The organism is uncultured Enterovirga sp. (assembly GCF_964242715.1).
Lineage (GTDB): Bacteria > Pseudomonadota > Alphaproteobacteria > Rhizobiales > Beijerinckiaceae > Enterovirga.
Genome location: NZ_CAXTAZ010000046.1, coordinates 1 through 10,319, shown reverse-complemented (window position 1 = coordinate 10,319; position 10,319 = coordinate 1). Strand labels below are relative to the sequence as shown.

Sequence of the window (10,319 nt, the reverse complement as noted above, 5' to 3'; positions counted from 1 at the left end):
CCGATCGCGACACGGCATTGAAGCCTGCCGTCATAGAACGGTCGTCCGAACTCAGCAACGTTGGGTCGAGGGACCAAGACGTCGTCAGAGGAGTCGCCGTCCGACGGCCTGCATCGCCGCCCCGCTTCAGCCCCCTTTACGGGCGACCAGCAGCAACGCGTTAGGTCCGGTGCGGGACGGTAGAGGACAGACGGCGTAGATGGCCCGCGCGATGGCGTAGCTGACGGCGAGGGCGACGTGCCAGCTCACTTTCGGCGCGAAGAACAGCTTGGAGCAACGGATCGGAGTGACCTTGGCCATCCAGTAGATGAGCGCTTCGTGGCGACTCATCTCGACCGGCCGCACGTGGTCGGGCTCGAGCCCGAGCTCCCGCGCGAGCGCCTCCAGGGAGCCCTTGCTCCACCAGGTGAGGTGGTGCGGCGGCGCGTTGATGATGAAATTGGGGATCGTCGTGTTGGGCGAGGGCCAGAAGGGGACACCCAGGATCAGGCGACCGCCGGGTCTGAGGCATGCCACCATCGCACGGACGAAGCCGAGCGGGTCGGGCACATGCTCGATCACCTGGAAGGCGCAGACCACGTCGTAGACGGGCCCGCATTGCGCAGCGTGCTCCTCGACACCGACCGCGAGGACGGCCCCGTTAGGATCGTGTCCTCCGAAATGAGGATCGATCCCGGTGTAGCCCGCCTCAGGCACGTAGGCCCGGAACCCCCCGAGGCCGCAACCGACGTCGAGGATCCTGTCGCCGGGCAAGACCTGCGCGGCGGCCATCTGGAACTCGCGCCGGACGGTTTTCGGGCCGGTCAATTTCTCGTGTGCGCCGAGATGCTCGTAGAAGCGCTGGTAGAAGGCCGCGTCGCCCGCGATCGGCGGATCGAAGAACATGAGGCCGGTCGGGGATTCCCAAAGCCCGAGCCGCGGCCCCGCCGGCCGGAGCAGGTCGGCGACGTCGACGCGGCCGCCGTAGCGCCAGAGGTCGGCCAGAAAGCGCGTCGAGATCCATTGGACGTGACGGAAGGCCGGGCGCCGTGTAATCGGGCAGAGCGGCGCAGGCGGCATGCCGGCTTGAGACGATCGGCTCGGATCGGCAATCATGTTGGGTCTGTATGGGCTGATCTTCGCCTGGCTGGCGCAATTCGTCGTCGCGATGTGGTTCGCCTGGCGGTTCCCGAGGGACCTCGGTAAGCCACTCTCGCCCGAAAGTGAACCGCCGGTCGTCGTCGTGACCCCGGTGAAAGGGGCCGGCCCGGACCTCCCCGGTTTCGTCGCCCGCCTGCGCTCCTTTTCCTACTCGGACTACACGGTCGTTGCGGTGGTGGAATCAGAGGCCGACCCGGCCTTCGCCGTGCTTCAGGAGGCGGCGAGAGGGGAGGGCGCTCCGATGTCCGTCCTGGTCGCCGGATTGGCCGAGACCGAGGGCCAGAAGAACCACAATATCCGTCATGCCATCGCCCATCTCGGGCCGGATCCGCAGATCGTGGCCTTCGTGGATGCGGATACGCTGCCGCAGCGCGACTGGCTGACCCGCCTCGTCCGGCCGCTGGTGCGCGACCCCGACATCGCGGCCGTCACGGGCCACCGCTGGATCGTGCCCCGGGGGGACGACCTCCCGAGCGCCATCGTCGCAGCCGCAAATGCCTCGCTGCTGACGCTGCCGCGGCTGTGGAGCGTGTGCTGGGGAGGCACGCTCGCCATGCGGCGCGAGACGCTGGAGGCGATCGACCTGCGGAGAGGCCTGTCCGGGGCGGTCGTCGACGACGTCCTGATCACCCTGATCCTGCACGAGCACGGGCTTCGGGTCTTCACGCCGAAAGGGCTCGTCGTCATCTCACCGGTCGAGCATAGCTGGGCCTCGGCCTTCGCCTTCATCCGCCGGCAGCACATGTTCGTCCGCTTCTACCTGCCGGGCTCCTGGATCACGGCCCTCGTGATGCTGACGGGACCGATCCTGGCCGCGCTCGCGGCGGCAGCCCTCGCGTTCACGGGGGACCGGCTCGCGATAGCGGTCCTCGCGGCCGCGATCGGTCTCGGGCAACTGAGAGTGTATCTCCGGGCCCGGATCGCCAGACGGCTTTGGGGCCTCGACGGCGACGCCCTGAATGCCCGAACCCGGTTTGCCGAGCGGTGGCTTGCCCCTGTCTGGATCTGCTTTCACGCGGCGGCGGCCTGGGCTGCCGGATGGTCGCGCCAGATCCGATGGGCGGGGGTCGTCTATGAGGTGCGGGGCCGGAATGAGACTCGCATCCTGAGCCACGGTGGCAGACCGTCCGAGAGCGGCATGACGACTTGACGCACCCAAAGGGAACTCTGGCGCGAGATCAGGGTTTTACTGACAAGCCGGAACGGTCGGCAGTATGGCGAGGCATCTCATGATCGGCTGGGCACTGACTTTCCTGCTCGTTGCACTTGTCGCCGCCGTATTCGGCTTCGGCGGCATCGCCGGCAGCGCGGTCGAAATCGCGAAATTGATCTTCTTCGTGGCGGTCGTCCTCTTCGCCGTCTCGGCGGTGGTCGGACTGCTGCGTGGTCGCTCGCCGACGGTCTGACCCGGATCGCAACCGGTCGTGAAAACGCCGCCCGTCGGGCGGCGTCTTCGTATCCGGATGATCGGATCGCCAAGCGTCAGCCAGTCAACTGCAATGCCGCCCTCGTCATCTTGTCCGGACCCAGATCTTCGACATCATCGACGGCGAGGAGGCTGGCCAGCCGGGAGCGTGCGCGGTTGACGCGGCTCTTGATCGTGCCGACGGCGCATTGGCAGATGTTGGCGGCTTCCTCGTAGGAGAAGCCGGAGGCCCCGACCAGAAGCAATGCTTCGCGCTGGTCCGGCGGCAGCTTGGCGAGAGCCGTGCGGAAATCCTCGAAATCGAGGCGGGCGCCTTGCTCGGGCTGGGTCTTCAGGCGGCCGGCATAGGACCCGTCCGGATCTTCCACCTCCCGCCGCCGCTTCCGGTACTCGGAATGGAAGAGATTCCGCAGGATCGTGAAGAGCCACGCATTCAGATTGGTGCCGCGCTCGAACCGATCGATATGCGACAGCGCTCGGAGGAGCGTGTCCTGAACGAGGTCGTCCGCCCGATCGACTTGGCCGCAGAGGGAGATCGCAAACGCCCGGAGGCTCGGCACGGCGCCGAGAAGCGCGTCCCTGATTTCCGGTTCTGGGCTCACGAGCCGGTCTCCCGTCCGGCGGCCCCGATTCGGGAGAGAATCGCGGTGAGCCGGTCCGGGACGGGCTGGTCGGTCAATTCACCGTACATGGCGCGCAACTTGTCGCCGATCTGCGCCTGGATCACCCGATCGAGTCCCGGGCCCTGATCTCTCATTCCGATATGCGTCGAACCATTCATTACGGCCCTGGGATCGTTGTCGCCCCGTTTCGCCGAACCCGCCATGCCCACCCCAATCGAAACACGTTGTAAACAGCTTCTAACGCGGAGCTCAGGACGTCGGTTCCACCCAGCCTGGAACTTTTCCCTCGCTTGCGGGTTGGGCGCGGATTGTCTACCACCCGGCCCATTCCAAACCGGTCGCGTCCCCAGGGGCTCTGAATGTCACCAGCGCAACTCGTCGTGCAATATCTCCCGTATTTGCGGCGTTACGCGCGGGCGCTGACGGGGAGCCAGCTTGCGGGCGACGCTTATGTGGCAGCCACGCTCGAGACGCTGGTGAGCGATCCTGCCACGATCGGCGCCGACGCCAACGTCAAGGTCGCGTTGTTCCGCGTCTTCACCCGGATCTGGAATTCGCTCGCCGTGAACGGCGAGAACGAGCCCGTCATCCGCGATCTTCCGGCCGAGGTGAGGCTCGGGCAGATCACGGCGCTGCCGCGTCAGGCCTTTCTGCTGTCCAGCCTCGAAGGCTTCTCCGAGGAGGAGGCGGCGATCATCCTGGACGCCGGCGTGGACCGTGTCCGCGAATTGGTGGACGAGGCGGGACGCGAACTCGCGGCCGATATCGCGACCGCTATCATGATCATCGAGGACGAGCCGCTCATCGCGATGGATCTCGAATCCCTCGTCGAAGGGCTCGGTCACAACGTCACCGGCGTTGCCAGGACGCGCAGCGAAGCGGTCGAGCTTGCCGGGCGCAAGCGCCCCGGCCTGATCCTTGCCGACATTCAGCTGGCGGACGGAAGTTCCGGGCTGGATGCCGTGAACGATCTCCTGGCCACCTTCGAAGTGCCGGTGATTTTCATCACGGCCTATCCCGAGCGGTTCCTCACCGGCGAGCGTCCCGAGCCGGCCTTCCTGATCGCCAAGCCGTTCCAGCCCGCCAACGTGTCGGCCGTGATCAGCCAGGCGCTGTTCTTCCAGCAGGCCGCGCGGCGCCGCGATCACGCCGACGCGTAGTCCCACGAACGGCAAACGTCCAAGGAACCGCGAGGCCCTTTCCAAGTTGATCCTCTGCCTTCTGGCGCGGAGGACCTCATGGTCCGCGATCGTTCGAGCCTTGCTGTCATCGCGCTCGCCTCGGCTGGGCTCGCCTACATCGTTGCCCCTTCAGGCCTGGGCGCCGCCGCCAAGGAGGCTGGCAGCGGTGGTCCCGTGGTCGCAACGACGATCGAGACACCTCGACAGATGACGCTTACCGCGACCGGCTCCGCGTCGGGAAACAAGGGCGCGGCTGAGCCTTCCGCCCCGGTTTTGATCCGGCACGCGGCGCGGATTGCTCCCAAGGATACTAAGCGGGTCAAGGTCCCGGTCGGTTGCGAGCGGGTCATCAGCGGGTTGGTCCGCTCCGCCATGGCCTCTCAAATCGCGCGGTGCGTGACCTGAGAAGGCGCGGTCGTCCGGAGCCGACAGGTCGTTTGACGGTCGGCACTCCTTACCGCCATGCGTGATCCTCTGCCAACGTCCTCAACGTTTTCGGCTCCCCAGTTGGCACCAGGAAAAGGGCGTGATCGCAAGGAGATCACGCCCTATTGGTGCCCGCCCATTTGGGGCAAAAGTTAGCATCCGCTTATCGCAGAAACGGCAGCGATAGCGGGAATGTTCCGAGGCTTGACGCGATTGTTCTTCCGAGTTTTGTCTCAGAAGCCATCGTCGCCGGGATGTCTCGGCGGGCCGGACGCCTGGCCACCTTTTCGACCCGCCTCGGAGGCCAAGCCGCGATCCTGAGAGAAGGAACGCTTCTCCGCCGGAACGCTGCGGCCACCTTTGCTCGCGATCTCACGTTGACGATCTTCATCCATCGACGCGAAACCTCGCGTCGAGCCGAGATGACCTTTCGGCATCTTGTTCTCCTGTCCTGGCTATGGACCGACAACCGCCAAGCTGAATCCTTGGTTCCGCTCCGGTGACCAAAACAAGTCGGTTCGAAGCAAGTCGTTGGGGCGAAACATTGACTTTTCGGCGCAGCGCCCGCATATGCGGCTCACAGCGTCAGCGCTCGGAACTCGAGACGCTTGAGAGGGGCTGCGTGACGGTACCCGCGTTCAGCGCGGCCCGGCCCCATCTTCATTCGCTTCATCGTCGGTGCACCCCATCACGCGGGTGCCCTCTCCGAGACGGCGCCGCTCCGGCTATCGATGCCCGGCGCCTGGTTGAAAGATCCCATCCTTGTCGAACTTTGAACAATTCGGCCTCGCGGCGCCGATCCTGAAGGCGCTTGCGCAGGAGGGCTATGTCACGCCCACGCCCATCCAGGTGAAAGCCATCCCGGACGTCATGGCCGGGCGCGATCTCCAAGGCATCGCCCAGACGGGCACCGGCAAGACCGCCGCCTTCGCTCTGCCGATCCTGCATCGTCTGGCCGAGACGCCGACGCGGCCGCAGCCACGCGGGTGCCGCGTTCTCGTCCTCAGCCCTACCCGTGAGCTCGCGAGCCAGATCGCCGAGAGCTTCCAGACCTACGGCCGCCACCTCCGTCTCTCGACCACGGTCGTCTTCGGCGGCGTGCCGATCGGGCGCCAGCAGCGCGCCCTGATGGGCGGCGTCGACGTCCTGGTCGCGACGCCGGGTCGCCTGCTCGACCTGGTCGACCAGCGCAGCCTCTCGCTGCGCGATGTCGAGATCCTGGTCCTCGACGAGGCCGACCAGATGCTCGATCTCGGCTTCATCCACGCGCTCCGGCGCGTCGTGACGCTCGTCCCGAAGAAGCGCCAGACGCTGTTCTTCTCGGCCACGATGCCGAACGCGATCGAGTCGCTCTCGGCTCAGTTCATCTCGGATCCGGTCAAGGTCTCCGTGGCGCCGGTCGCGACCACGGCCGAGCGCGTCGAGCAGACGGTGATGTTCGTCTCGACCGGCGACAAGGCGGCGCTTCTGCGGACGGTGCTGTCGGACGAGGCGATCGAACGCGTGCTCGTCTTCACCCGCACGAAGCACGGGGCCGACCGTGTCGTGACCCAGCTCGGGCGAAGCGGCATCCCGGCCTCCGCCATTCACGGCAACAAGAGCCAGGGCCAGCGTGAGCGCGCACTTGGCGACTTCAAGGAGGGGCGCTGCCGCGTCCTCGTCGCGACCGATATCGCGGCGCGCGGCATCGACGTCGATGCCGTTTCGCACGTCATCAATTTCGATTTGCCGAACGTGCCGGAAAGCTACGTCCACCGGATCGGGCGGACCGCCCGGGCAGGGGCCGCCGGCCAGGCGATCTCCTTCTGCAACGGCGACGAGCGGGCCTATCTCCGCGATATCGAGAAGCTGACCCGCCAGAAGATCCCGGTCGCGCCGCTCCCGTCCGGCTTCGCCGCCGCGAAGGCGGAAATGCCGGCCATGGTCGACGAGCCCCGGGGGGCCGCGCCGCATTCGCGCGGCGGCAATGGACGCGGCGCCCCGCGTCCCGCCGGCCAGGGCCGCCCGCCGGCCCGGAAGGACAGCTGGGCGCCGAACCTGCGGGGCGAGTCCCAGCCGCAGCGGCAGCGCTCACAGGGCGGCCAGGCGAACGGCGGGTCGCAGGACAGCCCCCGCCGCGACGGCCAAGGTGCCGGCCGGGGGCCGTCCTCGCGTCCGGCCCGCCCGGCGGCTTCGCCCGGGCAGGGCGGCGCCGAGGGCCGCAGCGTCGCCTGGCTCGACCGCGGCGGTCGCTGACGCCAGGGCTCAGAGCGGTCAGCTCTGTTTCTGCCGGGTTGCGCCCCGGCAATCAGCCCGACAGGGCTGTACCCCAGAGCCAAGTCCACGTGCCGCGCGATCCTCGCGGCGGCTTGGTCATGTCGGCCGCGTGAGACTGGGGACAGGCAATGGGCGATCGACCCGATTGCAGCGGCCGGGATCCTCCCGGTTTCTCCGATGCAAGCTCTTCGGGTCCGGAAGCCGGCAGCATTTCGATCACCGACAGCCTTTACGGCGATAGCCGTACGGGGACGGCGCTGGCAGCGGTTCGTCAGCCTGCCGAGCTTCGGTCACGACGACAGCGCGGGCGGGAGAGCTTCTCCGAGACGCGCCAGGTCTCCTGGTTCGAGAAGATGTCGGGGGCGATCGGGCGGTGTGCTGGCCGGCCTCGCGCTCGTCGTGGTCACGGCGGTAATGCAGGCGGACAACCGGACGTGACCTGGATCATCCGGCTGGTCGCCACGATCCTCATGGGGGTCGGCTTCGCGATGGTGCTCCGGCCGATCGCGGTGGTCGGCGACATCGTCCCGATCGTCGGCAGCTTGCTCGGCGCCGGGACGGTGCTCGCCGCCTTCGCGCTGACGGCCGTGCTGGCGCCGCTGGTCGTGGCGATCGCCTGGCTTTTCCATCGCCCGCTCGTATCCGTCGGCATCCTGGTGGCGGGCGTTGCGATCATCTACGGGGTGAGGTGGCCGTCGAAGCAGCGCCGTGGGGCGCAGGCGGTCACCGGGCGAGCAGGCTTGCGCCCGGCAACCTGACGGGAGCGCCGGATGGGGCGGGAGATCGCGTATTACTTCACGCTCGGCTCCCCTTGGGCCTATCTCGGCTATCCCCTCCTGACCGAGATCGCGGCCCGGCACGGCGCCGCCATCCTGTACCGGCCGATGCCGGTCCGTCGCGTCTTCGACGAGACCGGCGGCCTGCCCCTGCCGCGACGGCATCCGGTGCGGCAGCTTTACCGGCTGGTCGAGCTGCAGCGCTGGCGCGAGCGGCGCGGCCTTCCGCTGAACCTCGCGCCCAGACACGCTCCGTTCGATGCGACCCTAGCGGATGGCTGCGTCGCGGCCCTTCTCGCTGCCGGCCGCGATCCCGGCCCCTTCATCCGAGCTGCGGGTGCCGGCTTCTGGGCCGAGGATCGCAACCTCGCCGAGCCGGAAACGATCGCGGCGGTTCTAGGCGAGGCCGGCACGAGCGATCCTGGCCAAGTGCTGAAAGCGGCCCGGGCAGAGGCCGCCATCGGACTCTACGAGGCCAATTTTGCGGCAGCCCTGGAAGCCGGCGTCTTCGGCGCCCCCACCTATTCGCTCGACGGCGAGCTGTTCTGGGGCCAGGACCGGCTCGAATTGCTGGGCGAGGCGCTGCGGAGCGGGCGCCCGGCCTACCGGCCGGATTAGGGCTTCAAGGCTCGTCTTCTGCCTCCGCCCCGCAAAGCGAGGCCTCGAAGGACCCACTACGGCCCACCAGCTCAGTGATACGGGTCGGCGGCGTCCCGCATGCCGTCGCCCATGAAGGAGAAGGCGAGGACGACCAGCACCACGGGCAGGATCGGCAGCAGCAGCCAGGGGTGGAGCTGCACGGCTGCGAGGTTCTGGGCCTCGTTCAGGAGCACGCCCCAGCTCGTTACCGGAGGCCGGAGCCCGAGACCGAGGAAGGAGAGCGCCGTCTCGCCGAGGATCATCGACGGGATAGACAGGGTCGCCGACGCGATCAGGTGGCTCATGAAGTTCGGGATCAGGTGGCGGGCGATGATCCGGGTCTTCGACGCGCCCATGAGTTCGGCGGCCCGCACGAAATCCTCTTCGCGCAACGCCAGCAGCTTCGATCGCACCGCTCGAGCGAGACCCGGCCAGTCCAGCATCCCGAGGATGATGGTGATGCCGAAGAAGACGAGGATCGGGCTCCAGTTCGGCGGCAGGGCGGCCGAGAGCGCGAGCCAGAGCGGCAGCTCCGGCAGCGAGCGCAGGATCTCGATCATCCGCTGGACGACGTTGTCGACCCAGCCGCCGAGATAGCCGGCGAGCCCGCCGAAGAAGAGGCCGAGCGTGAACGACACGGCGATGCCGACGAGACCGATCGTGAGCGAGATCCGCGCCCCGTAGATGATGCGCGAGAACAGGTCGCGTCCGAGCCGGTCGGTGCCGAACAGGAAGGCCGTGCCGCCCGTGGGCGGGCACATCAGATGCACCTTGGCCGGGATCAGGCCCCAGAGCTCGTAGGCGTCACCCTCGCAGAAGAAGCGGAGCGGCTGCGGCTTCGTGCGGTCCACCACATAATCGCGCCGGAAGGTCTCGAGGTTGAAGGTGAAACGGTACGGATAGACGAAGGGGCCCACGAAGCCGCCGTCGTGGAACAGGTGCACCGGCTGCGGTGGCGCGTAGATGAAGTCGCCGTCGCGCTTCGTCTGATTGTGAGGCGCCACGGCCTCGACGATCGGGACGAGCGCATAGAAGAAGAGGAGCAGATAGGCCGCCGCGACCGCCACCTTGTGCCGCTTGAACTTCCACCAGGTCAGCCGCCAGGCGGAGGCGCGGTAGAAGCTGTCGCTCTCCGCGCCGCCGGGCTCCGTCGCGCCGGGATCGAACGGGGCGTCGTCGACGAAATGGCCCGGCCGGCTCGCCAGAAGCGCGCTCATCGCGCCTCGCCCCCGAGCCGGATGCGGGGGTCGAGCATCGCCAGCAGCAGGTCCGAGATCAGCATCCCGACGACCGTCAGCATGGCCACGAACATCAGGATGAACCCGGCCAGGAACTGGTCCTGGCTCTTCAGCGCCGCGAGCAGGATCGGCCCGACCGTCGGCAGGCTGAGAACGAGCGAGACGAGAACCGAGCCCGAGATCAGATGCGGCAGGAGGTTGCCGATGTCGGCGATGAAGGGGTTCAGCGACATCCGGAACGGATATTTCAGGAGCGCGCGCGTTTCCGGCAGGCCCTTCGCCTTGGCGGTCACGTAATATTGCTTGCCGAGTTCATCGAGGAGATTCGCCCGCATGCGGCGGATCATGGCCGCCGTGCCGCCGAGCCCGATGACGAGCGTCGGCACGATCAAGTGCGACATCAGCGACTGGATCTTCGGCCAGGTCCATGGCTGGCCCGAATACTTCGCGTCATAGAGCCCGCCGATCGATATCCCCATCCAGCGATTGGTGTAATAGAGGAGGATCAGCGCCAGCAGGAAGCTGGGGGTCGCGAGGCCGATATAGCCGATGAAGGTCGCGATGTAGTCGCCGACGGAATATTGCCGCGTCGCCGAGTAGATCGCGATCGGGAT

The 10,319-nt window shown here is 67.4% G+C and carries 13 protein-coding genes; 7 read left to right on the top strand and 6 right to left on the bottom strand.

What is annotated here, in order from left to right:
• Positions 1-126: 126 nt before the first annotated feature.
• Positions 127-1,059 carry a class I SAM-dependent methyltransferase gene (locus ACFE87_RS19205; RefSeq protein ID WP_375461263.1) on the bottom strand — a complete coding sequence of 311 codons (933 nt, stop codon included), beginning with the start codon at positions 1,057-1,059 and terminating at the stop codon, positions 127-129.
• 34 nt (positions 1,060-1,093) lie between these two features.
• Here ACFE87_RS19205 and ACFE87_RS19200 point away from each other — a divergent pair, with 34 nt between their 5' ends.
• Positions 1,094-2,290 (top strand): glycosyltransferase, encoded by a 1,197-nt coding sequence (locus ACFE87_RS19200; protein ID WP_375461262.1) that lies wholly within the window; start codon positions 1,094-1,096, stop codon positions 2,288-2,290.
• A gap of 79 nt (positions 2,291-2,369) precedes the next feature.
• Complete coding sequence (locus tag ACFE87_RS19195) at positions 2,370-2,546, top strand: DUF1328 domain-containing protein (RefSeq protein WP_375461261.1); 177 nt, start codon at positions 2,370-2,372, stop codon at positions 2,544-2,546.
• A 76-nt stretch (positions 2,547-2,622) separates the two neighbouring features.
• Here ACFE87_RS19195 and ACFE87_RS19190 read toward each other — a convergent pair whose 3' ends face one another.
• Together ACFE87_RS19190 and ACFE87_RS19185 are read right to left on the bottom strand one after the other, a co-directional pair.
• Positions 2,623-3,168 carry a sigma-70 family RNA polymerase sigma factor gene (locus ACFE87_RS19190; RefSeq protein ID WP_375461260.1) on the bottom strand — a complete coding sequence of 182 codons (546 nt, stop codon included), beginning with the start codon at positions 3,166-3,168 and terminating at the stop codon, positions 2,623-2,625.
• Complete coding sequence (locus ACFE87_RS19185) at positions 3,165-3,323, bottom strand: NepR family anti-sigma factor (protein WP_375461259.1); 159 nt, start codon at positions 3,321-3,323, stop codon at positions 3,165-3,167. The genes ACFE87_RS19190 and ACFE87_RS19185 overlap by 4 nt, the downstream gene beginning before the upstream one ends.
• Before the next feature lie 225 nt (positions 3,324-3,548).
• On the opposite strand from ACFE87_RS19185, the gene ACFE87_RS19180 reads away from it, so the two are divergent.
• Together ACFE87_RS19180 and ACFE87_RS19175 are read left to right on the top strand one after the other, a co-directional pair.
• Positions 3,549-4,349, top strand: coding sequence for a response regulator (locus tag ACFE87_RS19180; protein WP_375461258.1), 801 nt, complete (start codon positions 3,549-3,551; stop codon positions 4,347-4,349).
• A 78-nt stretch (positions 4,350-4,427) separates the two neighbouring features.
• A complete protein-coding gene (locus tag ACFE87_RS19175; RefSeq protein ID WP_375461257.1) occupies positions 4,428-4,775 on the top strand; it encodes a hypothetical protein in 348 nt (115 codons plus the stop codon).
• Between the two features lie 254 nt (positions 4,776-5,029).
• Here the strand turns inward: ACFE87_RS19175 and ACFE87_RS19170 are convergent, their stop codons facing one another.
• Positions 5,030-5,233, bottom strand: coding sequence for a general stress protein (locus ACFE87_RS19170; RefSeq protein ID WP_375461256.1), 204 nt, complete (start codon positions 5,231-5,233; stop codon positions 5,030-5,032).
• Between the two features lie 325 nt (positions 5,234-5,558).
• On the opposite strand from ACFE87_RS19170, the gene ACFE87_RS19165 reads away from it, so the two are divergent.
• The 3 genes from ACFE87_RS19165 to ACFE87_RS19155 all read left to right on the top strand — a co-directional run bounded on the left by ACFE87_RS19165 (position 5,559) and on the right by ACFE87_RS19155 (position 8,446).
• Complete coding sequence (locus ACFE87_RS19165) at positions 5,559-7,031, top strand: DEAD/DEAH box helicase (RefSeq protein ID WP_375461255.1); 1,473 nt, start codon at positions 5,559-5,561, stop codon at positions 7,029-7,031.
• A gap of 455 nt (positions 7,032-7,486) precedes the next feature.
• Positions 7,487-7,810 (top strand): TMEM43 family protein, encoded by a 324-nt coding sequence (locus ACFE87_RS19160; protein ID WP_375461254.1) that lies wholly within the window; start codon positions 7,487-7,489, stop codon positions 7,808-7,810.
• 12 nt (positions 7,811-7,822) lie between these two features.
• Entirely contained in the window at positions 7,823-8,446 is a 624-nt protein-coding gene (locus tag ACFE87_RS19155) for a 2-hydroxychromene-2-carboxylate isomerase (RefSeq protein ID WP_375461253.1), read from the top strand.
• 71 nt (positions 8,447-8,517) lie between these two features.
• Here the strand turns inward: ACFE87_RS19155 and ACFE87_RS19150 are convergent, their stop codons facing one another.
• Complete coding sequence (locus tag ACFE87_RS19150) at positions 8,518-9,684, bottom strand: ABC transporter permease (RefSeq protein ID WP_375461252.1); 1,167 nt, start codon at positions 9,682-9,684, stop codon at positions 8,518-8,520.
• On the bottom strand, positions 9,681-10,319 hold a 639-nt coding region (locus ACFE87_RS19145), incomplete at its 5' end, for an ABC transporter permease (protein ID WP_375461251.1). The genes ACFE87_RS19150 and ACFE87_RS19145, both read right to left, overlap by 4 nt.

Excerpts from the sequence above, each read along its gene's own strand:
- ACFE87_RS19175 (WP_375461257.1), top strand. The coding sequence starts at position 4,428 with ATGGTCCGCGATCGTTCGAGCCTTGCTGTCATCGCGCTCGCCTCGGCT.
- ACFE87_RS19155 (WP_375461253.1), top strand. The coding sequence starts at position 7,823 with ATGGGGCGGGAGATCGCGTATTACTTCACGCTCGGCTCCCCTTGGGCC.
- ACFE87_RS19180 (WP_375461258.1), top strand. The coding sequence starts at position 3,549 with ATGTCACCAGCGCAACTCGTCGTGCAATATCTCCCGTATTTGCGGCGT.
- ACFE87_RS19195 (WP_375461261.1), top strand. The coding sequence starts at position 2,370 with ATGATCGGCTGGGCACTGACTTTCCTGCTCGTTGCACTTGTCGCCGCC.
- ACFE87_RS19150 (WP_375461252.1), bottom strand. The coding sequence starts at position 9,684 with ATGAGCGCGCTTCTGGCGAGCCGGCCGGGCCATTTCGTCGACGACGCC.
- ACFE87_RS19205 (WP_375461263.1), bottom strand. The coding sequence starts at position 1,059 with ATGCCGCCTGCGCCGCTCTGCCCGATTACACGGCGCCCGGCCTTCCGT.
- ACFE87_RS19170 (WP_375461256.1), bottom strand. The coding sequence starts at position 5,233 with ATGCCGAAAGGTCATCTCGGCTCGACGCGAGGTTTCGCGTCGATGGAT.
- ACFE87_RS19200 (WP_375461262.1), top strand. The coding sequence starts at position 1,094 with ATGTTGGGTCTGTATGGGCTGATCTTCGCCTGGCTGGCGCAATTCGTC.
- ACFE87_RS19185 (WP_375461259.1), bottom strand. The coding sequence starts at position 3,323 with ATGAGAGATCAGGGCCCGGGACTCGATCGGGTGATCCAGGCGCAGATC.